Origin of the sequence: Methylobacter sp. (genome assembly GCF_030680395.1) — a bacterium.
Classification (GTDB): domain Bacteria; phylum Pseudomonadota; class Gammaproteobacteria; order Methylococcales; family Methylomonadaceae; genus Methylobacter_A.
On record NZ_JAUXVR010000039.1, the window covers coordinates 12,369 to 27,357 of the forward strand.

At 50.5% G+C, this 14,989-nt stretch carries 13 protein-coding genes; 4 read left to right on the plus strand and 9 right to left on the minus strand.

The window, feature by feature from the left end; all coding sequences use genetic code 11:
• Positions 1 to 42: 42 nt before the first annotated feature.
• From hisD to Q8L79_RS15620, 7 genes are all read right to left on the minus strand, one after another.
• Complete coding sequence (gene hisD / locus Q8L79_RS15590; RefSeq protein ID WP_305273040.1) at positions 43 to 1,353, minus strand: histidinol dehydrogenase; 1,311 nt, start codon at positions 1,351 to 1,353, stop codon at positions 43 to 45.
• 387 nt (positions 1,354 to 1,740) lie between these two features.
• Positions 1,741 to 2,370, minus strand: a complete 630-nt coding sequence (gene hisG, locus Q8L79_RS15595) for an ATP phosphoribosyltransferase (RefSeq protein WP_305273043.1) — start codon at positions 2,368 to 2,370, stop codon at positions 1,741 to 1,743.
• An 8-nt stretch (positions 2,371 to 2,378) separates the two neighbouring features.
• On the minus strand, positions 2,379 to 3,644 hold the full coding sequence (gene murA, locus Q8L79_RS15600) for a UDP-N-acetylglucosamine 1-carboxyvinyltransferase (RefSeq protein ID WP_305273046.1): 1,266 nt from the start codon (positions 3,642 to 3,644) through the stop codon (positions 2,379 to 2,381).
• 77 nt (positions 3,645 to 3,721) lie between these two features.
• Entirely contained in the window at positions 3,722 to 4,033 is a 312-nt protein-coding gene (locus tag Q8L79_RS15605; RefSeq protein WP_305273049.1) for a lipid asymmetry maintenance protein MlaB, read from the minus strand.
• A complete protein-coding gene (gene mlaD, locus Q8L79_RS15610; protein WP_305273052.1) occupies positions 4,030 to 4,497 on the minus strand; it encodes an outer membrane lipid asymmetry maintenance protein MlaD in 468 nt (155 codons plus the stop codon). The genes Q8L79_RS15605 and mlaD overlap by 4 nt, the downstream gene beginning before the upstream one ends.
• A 1-nt stretch (position 4,498) precedes the next feature.
• Positions 4,499 to 5,281 (minus strand): lipid asymmetry maintenance ABC transporter permease subunit MlaE, encoded by a 783-nt coding sequence (gene mlaE / locus Q8L79_RS15615; RefSeq protein ID WP_305273055.1) that lies wholly within the window; start codon positions 5,279 to 5,281, stop codon positions 4,499 to 4,501.
• Between the two features lie 63 nt (positions 5,282 to 5,344).
• Complete coding sequence (locus Q8L79_RS15620; protein WP_305273058.1) at positions 5,345 to 6,172, minus strand: ATP-binding cassette domain-containing protein; 828 nt, start codon at positions 6,170 to 6,172, stop codon at positions 5,345 to 5,347.
• Between the two features lie 304 nt (positions 6,173 to 6,476).
• Here Q8L79_RS15620 and Q8L79_RS15625 point away from each other — a divergent pair, with 304 nt between their 5' ends.
• The 4 genes from Q8L79_RS15625 to Q8L79_RS15640 all read left to right on the plus strand — a co-directional run bounded on the left by Q8L79_RS15625 (position 6,477) and on the right by Q8L79_RS15640 (position 11,722).
• Complete coding sequence (locus tag Q8L79_RS15625) at positions 6,477 to 6,944, plus strand: type II toxin-antitoxin system RelE/ParE family toxin (RefSeq protein ID WP_305273061.1); 468 nt, start codon at positions 6,477 to 6,479, stop codon at positions 6,942 to 6,944.
• Positions 6,945 to 6,959: 15 nt separating this feature from the next.
• On the plus strand, positions 6,960 to 9,755 hold the full coding sequence (locus Q8L79_RS15630; protein WP_305273064.1) for an Hsp70 family protein: 2,796 nt from the start codon (positions 6,960 to 6,962) through the stop codon (positions 9,753 to 9,755).
• 18 nt (positions 9,756 to 9,773) lie between these two features.
• Positions 9,774 to 10,124 carry a hypothetical protein gene (locus tag Q8L79_RS15635; protein ID WP_305273066.1) on the plus strand — a complete coding sequence of 117 codons (351 nt, stop codon included), beginning with the start codon at positions 9,774 to 9,776 and terminating at the stop codon, positions 10,122 to 10,124.
• A gap of 419 nt (positions 10,125 to 10,543) precedes the next feature.
• The gene (locus tag Q8L79_RS15640; protein WP_305273068.1) at positions 10,544 to 11,722 is read left to right on the plus strand and encodes an NAD(P)/FAD-dependent oxidoreductase; all 1,179 of its coding nucleotides are present in this window, start codon (positions 10,544 to 10,546) and stop codon (positions 11,720 to 11,722) included.
• Positions 11,723 to 11,840: 118 nt separating this feature from the next.
• On the opposite strand, the gene Q8L79_RS15645 is transcribed toward Q8L79_RS15640, so the two are convergent.
• Together Q8L79_RS15645 and Q8L79_RS15650 are read right to left on the minus strand one after the other, a co-directional pair.
• The gene (locus Q8L79_RS15645; RefSeq protein ID WP_305273071.1) at positions 11,841 to 13,196 is read right to left on the minus strand and encodes a hypothetical protein; all 1,356 of its coding nucleotides are present in this window, start codon (positions 13,194 to 13,196) and stop codon (positions 11,841 to 11,843) included.
• Between the two features lie 306 nt (positions 13,197 to 13,502).
• Positions 13,503 to 14,972: an efflux transporter outer membrane subunit gene (locus tag Q8L79_RS15650; protein ID WP_370870001.1), complete on the minus strand. Its 1,470-nt coding sequence runs from the start codon at positions 14,970 to 14,972 to the stop codon at positions 13,503 to 13,505.
• Positions 14,973 to 14,989: the final 17 nt, after the last annotated feature.

Below are 14,989 nucleotides of genomic sequence, written 5' to 3' on the forward strand. Positions count from 1 at the left end.
GGATGTTTTTTTCGCCCTTGGCCCTTCGTCCTTCGCCTTCTTTTAGTCTGTTTTTATTCTATATTCCGCAGATCGCGCATGGGCAGTCAGACTTTCGCCTCGCGCCAATATGGAGGCGGTTTTACCCAGCGTATCCGCACCTGCTTCAGAACAGTTGATCAAACTGGAGCGTTTTTGGAAATCGTAAACACCCAATGGTGACGAAAACCGTGCCGTGCTGGAGGTCGGTAATACATGGTTGGGTCCTGCACAGTAATCGCCTAATGCTTCGGCGGTATAGCGACCCATGAAAATAGCACCCGCGTGGCGAATGTTTTTACACAAGGCTTCCGGATCTTCAACGGAGAGTTCCAGATGCTCAGGCGCAATGACGTTGGCCACATCTGCAGCAGCGTTTAAGTCGCTGACCTTGATTAATGCGCCGCGCGTAGTCAGCGATGTTTTGATAATTTCGGCGCGTTCCATAGTTGGTAATAATTTATTGATGCTTTGCTCGACAGCATCCAGATAGGCTGCGTCAGTGCTGATCAATATGGCTTGGGCATTTTCGTCATGTTCGGCTTGCGAAAACATGTCCATCGCAATCCAGTCGGGATGGGTTTTGCCGTCGCAGATAATCAGGATTTCCGACGGACCTGCAATCATGTCAATGCCCACTTGACCGAAGACCAGTTTTTTGGCGGTAGCCACATAGATATTGCCGGGCCCTACAATTTTTGCCACAGCAGGAATGGTTTCCGTGCCGTAAGCCAGCGCGGCAACGGCTTGAGCACCACCCATCGTAAATACGCGGTCTACCCCGGCCAGATAGGCGGCGGCCAGAACCAGTTGATTGGTTTCGCCGTGAGGCGCAGGCACAACCATGATCAATTCGCCGACGCCCGCGACTTTGGCCGGTATCGCATTCATCAATACCGAAGAAGGGTAGGCTGCTTTACCGCCAGGCACATAAAGTCCTACACGATCCAGTGGGGTGATTTTCTGTCCGAGAACGGTACCGTCAGTCTCGGTGTATTGCCATGACTCTATTTTCTGGTGATCTGCATAAGCGCGAATACGGTCTGCGGCTGTTTGCAACGCCTGAGCTTGCTCAGCCGGTAAGCTGTTCCAGGCCGATTCGAGAACTTCCGGTGATAGTTCCAGTTCGGAGGCTTGCGTGATAGAGCGGTGGTCAAAGCGGTTGGTATATTCAATAACCGCTTTGTCGCCGTTTTTGCGGACATCGGCAATAATAGCCAGAACGCGCTGATGAATTTCCAGATCGTCGGTTTCATCAAAAGCCAGCAAATTTTTTAATTGCCGGTCAAAATCAGCTGACGAGGCATCGAGTCGGGTGATATTTATGTCGGACATGAGCAGTAACCAAAATTGTTAAACGATGTAGGTTGGGTTAGCGGTAGCGTAACCCAACATTTGCCTAACGCAAAACGTTTCAGGCGGGGCAGCATACCCCCTCCGGCTTGTGGAAGACGCTGGGGCAGTCAGTGACTGAGTTCCTTCGCCGGAGCGCTCATCTTTATACACAAGTATCTAAGTAACGCGTCATACCCGCCGGGAAGCGGGTATCCAGTGCCATGGATGGCGAGCTGTGTACGTCCATGTAGCCTGGATCCCGGCAATCCCTGCCGGGATGACGTGCTTTAAAAATACTTGTGTATAACGACGAGCGGCGGAGCGTGGGAACGATGCACTTTGCTTTTCTTCGTGGTGCAGTGTTTTTAAACTAAACCTAAATAAAGGTTAACCTCTTTTCGCCAGAGTCTTTTCAAACTGGTCAAGCAATGACTGAATCGCCTGATGCTTCATTTTCATCGCCGCTTTGTTGACCACCAGCCTGGAGCTGATATTCATAATCAGATCCCGAGGCTCAAGATCATTAGCTTTTAGCGTATTGCCGGTATCAACCAGATCGACGATGCAATCGGCAAGGCCGACCAGCGGCGCCAGTTCCATCGATCCGTACAGTTTAATGATTTCAGCCTGTATCCCTAAGCTGGCAAAATAGCGTTGGGTTATTTTTACGTATTTGGTCGCAACACGGACACGCCCTGCAATCGCGGGCGCATCTTTATGTGCAGCGGTCATTAACCGGCAACAGGCGATATTCAAATCCAACGGTTCATACAAACTTTCAGCGCCGTGCTCCAACAGGATGTCTTTTCCGGCGATACCCATATCGGCTGCGCCATATTCGACAAACGTAGGCACATCGGTGGCGCGGATAATGACCAGCTGAACATCATCGCGGGTGGTTCGTAAAATCAGTTTGCGGCAGGTAAGAGGATCATCAATCGGCGTGATGCCTGCCTCTGCCAATAAGGGCAGGGCATCCTCATAAATCCGGCCTTTAGATACGGCGATAGTTAGCATAATCTTCCTTATCTTGGGACGCGACGTATCGTCGCACCCAATTGAGAGAGTTTTTCTTCGATGTGGTCATAACCCCGATCGATATGGTAAATGCGATCCACCAACGTATCCCCTTCGGCCACCAGTGCGGCTATCACAAGACTTGCCGAAGCTCTTAAATCAGTCGCCATAACCGGTGCGCCGGTCAGTTTTGTAACGCCGGTGCAGATGGCGGTATTCGATTCCAGCTTAATGTCGGCGCCCATGCGCTGTAATTCCTGAACATGCATGAAGCGATTTTCAAAAACGGTTTCAGTGATAATGCCCACGCCGTCGGCGATCGCATTCATGGCGGTGAACTGCGCCTGCATATCGGTCGGGAAAGCCGGGTAGGGCGAGGTGCGAACCGAAACAGCCTTGGGCTTTCTACCGTGCATATCCAGTTTGATCCAGTCTTCACCGGTGGTTATTTCAGCGCCGGCTTCAACCAGCTTTTCCAGAACGGCATCAAGAATATCAGGGCGGGTATTTTTAAGTTTGATGCTTCCGCCGGTAATAGCCGCGGCAATCAGGTAGGTTCCGGTTTCGATCCGGTCGGGAAGGATGTCGTAGTGGATGCTTTCAACGCCCAGCTTTTCTACGCCTTCAATGACCAGCACGTCGGTGCCTATGCCGGTGATTTTGGCGCCCATTTTGTTAAGAAAGTGAGCCAGGTCAGTGACTTCAGGTTCCTTGGCGGCATTTTCAATAATCGTGGTGCCTTCGGCTAAAGCCGCTGCCATCAGCAGATTCTCGGTGCCGGTAACGGTGATCTGTTCAAGAACCAGGCGACAGCCTTTAAGCCGGGCCGCTTTGGCATGGATAAAACCGTTCTCGACCGTAATATCAGCACCCATCTTCATCAGGCCGCTAATGTGGATGTCAACGGGACGCGAGCCGATAGCGCAACCGCCGGGCAGTGACACATGAGCTTCGCCGAATCGAGCCACTAAAGGGCCTAATACCAGTATTGAGGCACGCATGGTTCTGACCAGTTCGTAAGGCGCAACGAAACTGTTGATAGTGCTGGAGTCGACTTCGATATTCATTTTCTCATCAACGGTGAGATGAACACCCATGCGGCCCAGCAATTCCATGGTTGTGGTGATGTCATGGAGATGCGGTATGTTGCCGACGCTAACCGGTGCTTCAGAGAGCAGTGTGGCAGCCAGAATCGGTAAGGCGGCATTTTTGGCGCCGGAGATACGTAGCTCGCCGGAGAGGCGTGCGCCGCCGGTAATAATTAGTTTATCCATATAAATCTTTAAGGCTAAGGGCTAAGGGCTAAGGGAAAGTGCTTGGCTTTTTGCGCCTTAGCCTTTCGTCTTTTCTATTAATCGGTTTGACTTGCAAAATGGCTTGTTTGATCAAAGCCGCTGAGTTTAGCAAGGTTGAGCAACTGCTCGGGAATATTTTTGAAAGCTATCTGCGTTCTATTGTGCCGGGAATATTTTATCCATTCAATCATTAACGCAAGTCCGGCGCTGTCTGTATTGGATACGCGGCTCAGATCAATGGTGACTTCTTTTGCCGCTTTTAAGAAAGAAAACGATTTGAGCGTCTGTTTGTCGATGGTGGCGAAAGTTAAATCGCCATCAATAACAAAGCGCCCGTTACTTTCTCTAATAATATTCAGTCGGCTCACTTTTTTTCTTCCGCAGACTTAAATAGGAATTGGCCAAGTGCCTTTTCCAGAATAATAGCAGACTGGGTAATTTCGATTTGCCCGCCATTTTTTAAAAACTCATCCGAACCGCCCGCGTCCAGGTTAACGTATTGCTCCCCTAACAGACCCGAAGTAAAAACGCTGGCGGTGGTGTCATCAGGCAGGGTATTGTATTGCGAGTCAATACTCAGTTTTACAACAGACTCGTAGGTTTTAGGGTCGAAGCTAATGGCGCTAACCTTGCCGATTTTAACACCGGCTGCTGAAACGGGCGATTTAACCTTCAAGCCGCCTGAGTTTTCAAAACGGGCAGTAACCGTATAACTATCATGCTCGGTAAAAGAGCTTAGATTACTCACTTGCAAGGCAAGAAAAAACAACCCGACTATGCCTGCTGCGACAAAGAGTCCGACAAATGTGTCCTGGGTATTGGTGTGTTGCATGTTAATTATCTCCAAACATGAGTGCGGTCAGAATAAAATCCAGACCTAAAATACTAAAAGCTGAATTAACTACGGTACGCGTGGTGGCGCGGCTGACGCCTTCCGAAGTCGGGATTGCGTCATAGCCTTCAAACAGTGCTATCCAGGAAGCGATAAAACCGAACACTATGCTTTTGATAACACCATTGATAATGTCATCCTGAAAATCGAGTTTGGCTTGCATCTGCGACCAATAAGCGCCTTCATCAACGCCTAATAAGCCAGAGCCAACCATTTGCCCGCCGATAATGCCTACTGCACTGAACAGTGCGGCAAGTAAGGGCATGGATAAAAATCCGGCTAAAAAACGAGGAGAAATAATACGTTTAATCGGGTCGACAGCCATCATTTCCATGCCCGACAACTGTTCGGTCGCTTTCATCAGGCCAATTTCCGCCGTTAACGCGGAACCGGCCCGGCCTGCAAATAAAAGCGCCGAAACGACGGGGCCGAGCTCTCTGACCAAAGAGGCTGCAACCATGACTCCCAATGTTTCTTCCGCGCCGAAATCAGAGAGTATGTAATAGCCTTGCAGACCCAAAACCATGCCGACAAACAGTCCCGAAATAGTGATAATCAGAAAAGAGAGTACACCGATCGAATACATCTGGTTAAGCACCAGTCTGGGACGAGGTAACACACTGAGTATGCCGGAAATAGTCTGAAACAGGAAAAACGTGCCTCGCCCAAGTTTGGTAAAACCGGTGCGGGTGTTTTGGCCCAATTGCTGTAGAAATTCAATCATTTTAAATTAAGGTAAAAGGTGCAAGGTAAAAGGTGCAAGGTAAAAGGCAAAAAACCTTGAACCTTAATAACGTTTTCCTGTCGACAACAAATCATCAACATAATCTTTTGCCGGATAATGAAAATGCGCCGGGCCGTCAGCAGCGCCGGTCATAAACTGTTGCACCCAGTCGGAGTCGGATTGTTCAATTTCCTTGGGCGTACCCTGGCCGACAATTTTGCCCTCTGAAATAACATAAATATAATCAGCTATCGCCGCCGTTTCCTGAACATCATGAGAAACAACGATGCTGGTTAAGCTCAGGATAGTATTCAGCGACTTGATAAGGTGAACCAATGCCCCCTTGGAAATGGGGTCCTGGCCGGTAAAAGGCTCATCGTACATGATCATCATCGGATCCAGCGCAATGGCCCTGGCCAGGGCAATACGCCTGGCCATGCCGCCGGAAAGTTCGTTAGGCATCAGATTCCGCGCGCCTCTCAAGCCTACCGCCTGCAATTTCATCAGCACCAGCGTGCGAATCATGGATTCAGGAAGATGGGTATGTTCGCGTAACGGAAAAGCCACATTATCAAAGACGTTCATATCCGTTAATAACGCGCCGCTTTGGAACAGCATGCCCATGCGTTTACGCAGATTGTACAGTTCCGACCGGCGTAAGCGGTGAACATTGTTGCCATCGACGATAATAGTGCCTTGTTCAGGAAACAATTGCCCCCCGATCAGTTTTAACAGAGTCGTTTTGCCGGTGCCGCTGGGTCCCATGATGGCGGTAATTTTACCGCGCTCAAACTCCAGCGAAATATCGTCAAATATTTTCTTGTTGCCGCGAGAAAACGACAAGTTTTGAACAGAAACCAGACTGTTTTGCGGAAGGCCGCTATTATCCATGCGTAGAGAGTTAATGTGGGGAATTAAACGGCCTATTTTCTATGACTACTCCCTGTTAAGTCAATCTATTGTGCTGCCGGTTTAACAGGCAGCGGTTATACAAGGTTGAATTCACTTGTGCCTTGCCGTTATTTGAGCAATACGCCGTCAAGATTGCCGATGAGTTTGTGGTAGTAACCACCATTGATAGAGTGGAGGATGTAAACCAAATACATTTCGTGTATCCTTTTTTGCGACTGATGCTTCTACACTACAGAGGTCACGGAATTTTCGGATGTTACTCGACTGAATTTAAGAGCCAGGAATGAATGCAGCAATTACCGAAGTAAAGTCTTTACTGGAAAGGCTTCCGGAAGAGAGTACTTACGAAGACATTCAGTGTCACTTGTATGCGGTAGAGAAAATTCGACGCAGTATTTATTGGTCGGGCAGAAGTAGAAAGAACCATGAGCCAGGAAGATGTAGAGCTGAAATTCGGTCAATGGCTTATAAAGTAAGCAGGTCGCCGGAAACAATAGAAAATCTGCAATCGATCGCTGACTATATTGCAAAACACTCCCGCGTTTATGCGCAGTCAGTAATAGCAAAAGTCTTTGATGTTTCCAGAAGCCTTGGCCGGACTGTTACCGAGCGTTGGATAACCGAAATCAGGGAGCGATTCGTGTACAGTTATCGGCTTATTTATCAGATAGAGGGCAATAAAACTCTTATTGTCGCTGTTATTCACGGCAAGAGATCGATTAAAAATATCTCAGACCGTTCAGAATCATAAAACTGCAATATCATCGTGAAAAATATTAATTCAAACTATTTAGTCGGCATCGACCTTGGCACAACGCATACCGTTGTTGCTTACACCAAAGCCGATAGTACCAACCAGGAAATACAAATTTTCCAAATCGAGCAGCTGATAGCTCCGGGCCAGGTTGCCGCAAGGCCGTTGTTGCCGTCGGTGCGTTATCATCCTGCAAGCGGCGAATTATCCGAGGCCGATCTGTCGTTTCCCGGCGGAACACCGTCAGAAAGCGGAACCGCTGTGATTGGCGAGGCTGCGCGTCTACTCGGCGCTAAAACCAAAGGGCGATTTGTCACCAGTGCCAAAAGCTGGCTGTCGCATCCGTCGGTTGATCATACGGCCGATATTCTGCCGTGGGGCAGTAGCGATGACATCAGCAAGGTGTCGCCCATCGCGGCCAGCGCCAGTTACCTGTCGCATATCCGCACGGTTTGGGGACATCAATTTCCTGATGCGCCGCTGGAACAACAGGATATTGTGATTACCGTTCCCGCCTCGTTCGATGAGGCGGCCAGATCCCTGACACTGGAGGCCGCAAAGCTTGCCGGACTGTCTAACGTCCGGCTGCTGGAAGAACCCCAGGCTGTTTGTTACGACTGGTTAAGACGCAATACCGGAACCATTAAACAGGCGCTGGCGAATGTGCATCTGTTGCTGGTTTGCGATGTCGGCGGCGGCACCACCGACTTAACGCTGATTAAAGTGGAGCAGGGCGAGCAAGAGCCCAAATTAACCCGCATCGGGGTCGGCGATCATTTAATGCTGGGCGGCGATAACATTGATTTGGCGCTGGCGCATCTTGTCGAAAGCCGCCTGAGTAGCAACGATGAAAAACGCCTGTCGGCGGCGGATTTGTCGCAACTGATCGAACAATGCCGGATTGCCAAAGAGCGCCTGCTGGCAGAAGATGCGCCGGAGCAAGTCAACGTTACCTTGCTGGGCGGCGGTTCCAAGCTGATCGGCAGTTCCCGCTTTGTCGCGCTGTCTAAGGATGAAGTCAGGAAAATTGCGCTGGACGGTTTTTTTCCGTTGTCAGGCCTTGGCGATTTGCCCGACAGAAAACGTAGCGGCGTGGTCGAGTTCGGCTTGCCGTACGCCGCAGAACCTGCGGTCAGCAAGCATATCGCCGCGTTTTTAAAGCTGCACGGCGCAGCATCCCGCGAAGCTTTAGCAGGCGAGGGCAACGTACCTGATGCCTTGCTGCTTAACGGCGGCGTGTTCCGCAGTCAGCCGATTACCCAGCGCATTGTCGATTTAATCGGGTCGTGGCGCTCCAATCCGCCGGTATTGCTGGAAAACAGGCATCCCGAACTGTCCGTCGCTTTTGGCGCGGTCAGCTATGCGATTGCGAGGCGGGACAAAAAGCTTAAGATCGGCGGCGGTTCGGCGCGCAGTTATTTCCTGTTGGTCGATACCGACGATTCCAGCAAACAGCAAGGCCCTTCGACTCTACTCAGGACAGGCATCTGCATTTTGCCGAAAGGCAGTGAAGAAGGTGATGAAGTCATCCTGAAAGACCGGCGTTTTGCGTTGCGCTTGGGCGTGCCGGTGCGTTTTCACCTGGTTTCATTGTCCGGCGACGGCGACTTCAAACCGGGCGATGTGACCGGCATTACCGAGATGTTTCATTCCCTGCCGCCGCTGGCCGTGGCTTTCGAAGGCGATGCCGGCAAACCGAATGCCGAGGTTATCGTAGAATTGGCGGTTACCCAAACCGAAGTCGGCACGCTTAAAATTCAATGTATTTCTGTTCAAGACAGCAGCCAGCGTTGGGATGTTGAGTTTCAAATCAGGAAAAAAGCGGTCGGTTTGCAAACGGATGCCGCTTTGCCCGCCAATTTTAATCAGATCGTTGAACAGATACAGGCTGTTTTTGGCGCAAAATCCAGACAGGTTGACCCCAAGGCGGTAAAAAACCTGCGCGCCGATCTGGAAAAACTGACTGGTGTCGCACGCACCGAATGGACGACGCCTCTGCTAAGAGCCATGTTCGGCATCTTGCTGGACGGGGCTAAATATCAACGACGCTCCGAAAATCACGAGCGCGTCTGGCTGAGTCTGGCCGGTTTTTGCTTGCGGCCCGGTTTCGGTTATCCGCTGGATGACTGGCGCGTCGAGCAGCTATGGAAAAACTATTCGCAAGGTATCCAGTTTGTTAACGAAACCCAAAACTGGACAGAATGGTGGACGTTGTGGCGACGGATTTCCGGAGGTCTGGATGCGGCAGCGCAGGAGAAGATTTTTGCCGACATTGCAAAATTCCTGAACCCGGCGGCGGCAAGACAACCCGGCGTTATCAAACAAATCAAAAATCGCGGTTACGATGACATAGTGCGGCTGGCCGCCGTTTTGGAGCGCCTGCCGGTCGCCAAGAAAATACAACTCGGCGAATGGCTGCTAAAGCGCCTGGAAAAAGCCGGCGAGCCCAGTCAGACCTGGTGGGCAGTCGGACGTATCGGAGCAAGGATGCCGTTTCACGGGAGCAGCCATAATGTCATCCCTGCCGACATTGCCCGTCTGTGGTTACAACAGATGTTGGCAATAGACTGGAAGAAAATCCCGCAGGCAGGTTTTGCCGCTACACTCATTGCCCGAATGAGCGGCGACAGGGCGCGGGATATTGATGAGAATACGCGTCTGCAAGTCATTGAAAAACTGAAGCTGAGTAAAGCGCCCGCATCCTGGATAGACATGGTCGAACAGGTGAAAGAGCTGGACGAAAAGGAAGAAAAACAGATTTTTGGCGAAGCATTGCCGCCGGGATTAAAACTCATCAATGAAGCGTAGCATTTAAAGAAGGTCACAATGAAGTTAGTCAGTATCATCATCGTAGGACTTATCCTGCTGTATTTTATAGATTCGGCATTTAAACTTAACCCGTTTAATGTGGAAATGTTAATTCACAGCGGCCTAAGATTTCTTGCCGGCTTTCTGATTCTCGGAATCGGGGTTTTTTATGCGCATCAAATCAGGCTCAAATTTGCGATTTGTCTAATATTAGCGCTAGCTTTGGCTGATGACATCCGGGATTACACCCGAGATGTCGAGAGCTTCACAATTGAAGTTATGCTACATAGCATCTACATGTTGTTATGGGGTTCTTTGACGGGCTATATGCTGATGAGGCGGTGGCTGGATGGGCGCAGGCCGGAATAAGGCCATCCAAGTCTGTCCTGAATTTGTCCAAGGGCGCGTAGCGCGAGGCGGCGAATCTGCATAGTGCTTAAGACATATCACCACGAAGGCACGAAGAGCACGAAGAGCACGAAGAAAAAATCGTGTGGTGCGCCAGAATGACAATGCTCTTGGTAATCGCTTCTGCGCTGCTCTACCTCCTGCATAACCCACATGGATGTGGGGAATGCAGATATTGCAGGAGCAAATATCTGTCCATGCAGTCGTGGCATCGTGAGTCTGGAAGCCGGAGCTTCCCGCACCGAATTCCCAAGCTGGAGCTTGGGAACTAGCACTCATTAAAATCCTTAACTAAATGGCAGCGACTTAGCGCATGGGAACGAGTCCAAAATTTTCCTTGTTTCCATGCACCGCCCATAACAATATTTTGAAGAAAAACCATGTTTGACACAGATGTCATTATTATCGGCGCAGGCGCATCGGGCCTGATGTGCGCAATCGAGGCGGGCAAGCGCGGTCGCAAGGTGCTTGTTTTGGATCACGCCAACAAGGCCGGGAAAAAGATCCTGATGTCCGGCGGCGGTCGCTGCAATTTCACCAATTATTCCATCGAGCCGAGTAACTATATCTCGCACAATCCGCATTTTTGCAAGTCGGCGCTGAGCCGCTATACCCAATGGGATTTTCTGGCGTTAATCGGGCGATACCAGATTCCTTTTCATGAACGGGATCACGGGCAGTTGTTCTGCAATGAGAGTGCCCGGGAAATTCTGGAACTGTTGTTAGCGGAATGCCGGAAGGCCGGGGTGGTTGTGCAGTTGAACACCTGCATCGATTCGGTTGAACGGTCGGCTGACCGGTTCCATCTTAAAACCGGCAATGGCAATTTTTCCTGCCAGTCATTAGTCGTTGCGACAGGCGGCTTATCAATCCCCAAAATGGGCGCGACCCCTTTGGGCTATAAGATTGCCGAGCAATTCGGCATTAATGTATTGCCTACCTGTGCAGGCCTGGTTCCGTTTACCTTGCAGCCGGAAGATAAAGAAAAATTCTCGGCGTTATCGGGCATTGCCGTGCCTTGCGTGGTTAGCAATAACAGGCAGAGTTTTACTGAAAATGTATTGTTTACCCATCGCGGCTTGAGTGGCCCGGCGATTTTGCAGATTTCATCCTATTGGCATGCCGGAGAGGAAGTTGTTATTAACTTGCTGCCGCAGGTGAATCTGGAAACAGAGCTGAAATCGAAGCGTCAGCAAAAAATCAAGAACAAGTTAAAAACGATTTTGGAAGGCTATTTGCCCAAGCGGCTGATAAGCAGTTTTCTGCCTGAGGATTTGCTGGAAAGGTCGTTGCAGGATTTATCGGACAAACAAGTTCAGCGGGTTGCAGATCAGTTCCACAACTGGACGATCAAACCTAATGGCACCGAAGGTTATCGTACCGCTGAAGTGACTTCCGGTGGCGTTGACTGTGACGCTGTTTCTTCCAAAACCATGGAAAGCAAGCAGGTGCCGGGGCTTTATTTTGTCGGGGAAGTGCTGGATGTGACCGGTTGGCTGGGCGGCTACAATTTTCAGTGGGCGTGGTCGTCAGCCTGGTGCGCGGGGCAATATTGTTGACTTAACGGGGTTGTGCCGGGTAGTGAAAAGGCTTAAGTGCACCGGCAGGTCGGTAGAATATACTGAGCATATCCTACCGATTTGATTGTCAGGTGCTAAACTTAAGCGCCTGCGCAGATCATTTATCTTTCGATCTGAATTTACTGTAAAAACCTTTCAGTTTCCCCGGCGTTTTTACATCATCAGGCTGTTGATCTGTATTGGCTTGATCTTCGCTTGGCGGTACAGTTTCAAGCGGTTGTGTGTCTATCCACTGTGGTTCTGTTTTAACCGGCTGTTGCTTTTTTCCGAACAGGTTTTTGATTTTTCCTACTGATCCTTTAGCGGGAATAACCGGCTGCTGCTCCATATCCAATGATGCATAAGTATCTTCTTCGACGGCCGGTTGCGGTTCAATGTTTTGCGCAGGCTGCTTGCCGAATAGTCCTTTAATTTTTCCAAATGATCCTTTAGAGGGGGCAACTGCTTGTTCCCTATCTGATGATGCGGATGGGGTTTTTCTAGCTACCGGTTGCAGATCGTCGTCCAGCACCAAGTCCAAAGGCTCTGCTTCTTCGATAGCCCTTACTGATTCCATTGGTGTTTCTTCAACCTGACGGGTAACCGCCGCTTCCGGTACGGCATTAATTTGTTCGACCTGTTGACCGGGTTCAGGTTGGGCAATCAGAGGCTCTTCAACGGGTGTGTTTTCTGTTATTTGTATCGGCTGTTGCCAGTCGTTAACTGCCCTGAATATTTCCGGTTTAGGCTCTACTTTAGGCTCTACAGGGGAAGTCACAGCTGGCTGGAAATTTTTCAGGGTGTCGGATAAAACCAGTTGGGTATCGTTCTGCTGTTGCAGCATTGATTTTTGTTCTTCGAGTGCCTGTTCCAGTTTGGAAAGCTGGTTAGTGTGATTATCTAATGTCGATTTGAGCGCATTAAGCAGGGATTCTTTTTCGGCCAGTTTAGTCGTTGCTGTCTGACAGGTTTGCTGTAACTCGATTTTTGCCTGCTGCTCGGTACGCAGGCGTTCTATGAGTTGCATAATGACCTTATCGTGCTGCTGCCATAACGAATCCGCCTTAACATCTTCGCTTGCAAGTAATGGCCGTTCGCCGAGATCAAAACTTGTTGCCAGCGTTTGAATGGTTCCTGCAATCTGCTGGTTGCGTTGATAAATCAGCTGTTCAAGCGCTAAAGCCCGTTGCGTTTCAGCTTGAGCGGCAGATTGGGCGTTTTCCATTTGTTCAACAGATGTCGCCAATTCCTCTTGACTGAGCCGTAGCTGTTGTTGCGTATCGTTGAGGATTTTAATAGCCGCTTTTTCGCCGGCTGCTTTCCCTCTTTTTATGGCAGCAATCCTGAAACTGTAAAGCAGTGCCGTCAGCAGCCAGACAGTTGCCGCTAATACCGCAGCGTACAGCGCATTATTTAAGGTAAAAAGATACCATTCGGAAAGCATGGCTTTGATAAAGGGTAGGTATGTTTGCATAAATGCTCCTCAATAATAAGATTTTTATATATTGTACTCGGAGCACTGTTAGCGACGCTGATATTTTTGCCCAAGGCGTTATTCGGGCGATTGTTTTTGGGGCTTTGCGATATCGCTTTCAGGTTCAGCTTTTTATCCGTTCAATCCCGGTTTATTGAGTGAAAGCTGCCATGTCCCTATGGCTGCGGATCTACATGCCGGATTTGCGGCTTTGAGTAGGGCAGGTTGTAGCGGCCTGTTCAAGTAAAGCACATGGAAAATTAAAATGATGTGCCAACACTTTTCCGGACGAACGTTCAGCGTTCGTTATTCCTTAGGCTGTTCATTGGCACGGTTTGAGTTATCTGCCTTACTCAAATCAAGGTTCGATTCCCAACCGCCGCCCAAAGCCTTGTAAAGCGCCGCCAGCGCCGTTGCCGTGGCGGTTTCGCTCAGAGCCAGACGGTTCTGGTCCTGCAACAGTCGCAATTCGGCATCCAGTACCGTCAGAAAATCGCTCACGCCTTCCGCAAAACGCAAGTGAGCCAGTTCATGGGCTCTTTCGCTGGCCTTGGCCGCCGAACTTAGCAACTCTCTGCGGCTTCGCTCCCGATTGTAATTCACCAGCGCGTTTTCGGTTTCTTCCAAAGCGCTGAGTACGGTCTGCTCGTACTGGGCCAGACTGGACTCGGCACGGGCATCGGCCGCTTTAATGCGGGCATACACACGACCTAGGTCTAATGCTGCCCAGCTGATTTTTGGTCCCAGGGAATAGGCATCCGAACGAGCCGCTCCTATGCCCGAAAAGGTGCTGGACTCAAGCGAGATAGTGCCGACGAAAGTAACGCGCGGAAACAGGTCGGCGGTAGCAACGCCGATGCGGGCAGTAGCCGCTGCCAGCGTTCGTTCGGCGGTGCGAATGTCAGGGCGGCGGCGTAATAGCTCCGCAGGCTGACCGATATGGATAGTCTTGGGAATCTTGGGCATTGGCGCGGGCTGCGACAGTTTGCCGGTCAACGCACCGGGAAGCTGCCCGGTGAGTACGCTGAGCCTGTGTATAGCCTGCTGGATGGCGCTATCCAGCGGCGGAATGATAGCCAGAGTGGAGTCGAGCTGGGCTGTTGCCCTCGATGTATCGAGTTCGGTGCCGCGTCCGCCTTCGAGCCTGACGCGGGTGATTTCCAATGTTTGGGTTTGGTTTTCGGCGTTCTTTTTCGCCGTTGCCAGCTGGTTTTGCAGACCCCGCAATTCGAAATAATTTCTGGCCACCTCGGCGATCAGACTGACGCCGAGATCTCGAAGATTGGCTTCCTGCGCATCGACTTCATCGCTGCTCGCTTCCACATTACGGCGTACGCGGCCAAAGAGATCGACTTCCCAAAAAGCATCGAAACCTATGTTGTAGAGTTTCAACTCGCGTGGCGCGAAGGACAGGTTGTTCATAGCCCCGGCACTGCGTTTTTGATCAGTATAATTAGCATGCGAGGTTACGATAGGGGCCAAATTCAGCCCCGCTTCCATATACAGCGAGCGTGCCTCCCGAAGATTAGCGCGGGCGGCCTGAAGGTCGCGGTTGTGCTGCACCGTCTTATCGACAAGCTCGGTCAGATCCTTGTCTTCAAACAGTTTCCACCACGCCGCGTCCACACCTTGCGCAGAAAATTCCGGGTTGTCGGCATTGGCAAAGGCCGGTCCTGCGTCGGTAGTCGGGGTCTTATAATCGGGACCCACCGCGCAGGCGCTGAGTAAAACGGTGCAGAGCAAAGTCAGGACAAAAACTCTGCTTTGTTCAAACATAAGCCCAAGCTGGTTGA

Coding starts and splice junctions, on each gene's coding strand:
- hisD (WP_305273040.1), bottom strand. CDS start 1,353: ATGTCCGACATAAATATCACCCGACTCGATGCCTCGTCAGCTGATTTT.
- hisG (WP_305273043.1), bottom strand. CDS start 2,370: ATGCTAACTATCGCCGTATCTAAAGGCCGGATTTATGAGGATGCCCTG.
- murA (WP_305273046.1), bottom strand. CDS start 3,644: ATGGATAAACTAATTATTACCGGCGGCGCACGCCTCTCCGGCGAGCTA.
- mlaD (WP_305273052.1), bottom strand. CDS start 4,497: ATGCAACACACCAATACCCAGGACACATTTGTCGGACTCTTTGTCGCA.
- mlaE (WP_305273055.1), bottom strand. CDS start 5,281: ATGATTGAATTTCTACAGCAATTGGGCCAAAACACCCGCACCGGTTTT.
- Q8L79_RS15620 (WP_305273058.1), bottom strand. CDS start 6,172: ATGGATAATAGCGGCCTTCCGCAAAACAGTCTGGTTTCTGTTCAAAAC.
- Q8L79_RS15625 (WP_305273061.1), top strand. CDS start 6,477: ATGAATGCAGCAATTACCGAAGTAAAGTCTTTACTGGAAAGGCTTCCG.
- Q8L79_RS15635 (WP_305273066.1), top strand. CDS start 9,774: ATGAAGTTAGTCAGTATCATCATCGTAGGACTTATCCTGCTGTATTTT.
- Q8L79_RS15640 (WP_305273068.1), top strand. CDS start 10,544: ATGTTTGACACAGATGTCATTATTATCGGCGCAGGCGCATCGGGCCTG.
- Q8L79_RS15645 (WP_305273071.1), bottom strand. CDS start 13,196: ATGCAAACATACCTACCCTTTATCAAAGCCATGCTTTCCGAATGGTAT.
- Q8L79_RS15650 (WP_370870001.1), bottom strand. CDS start 14,972: ATGTTTGAACAAAGCAGAGTTTTTGTCCTGACTTTGCTCTGCACCGTT.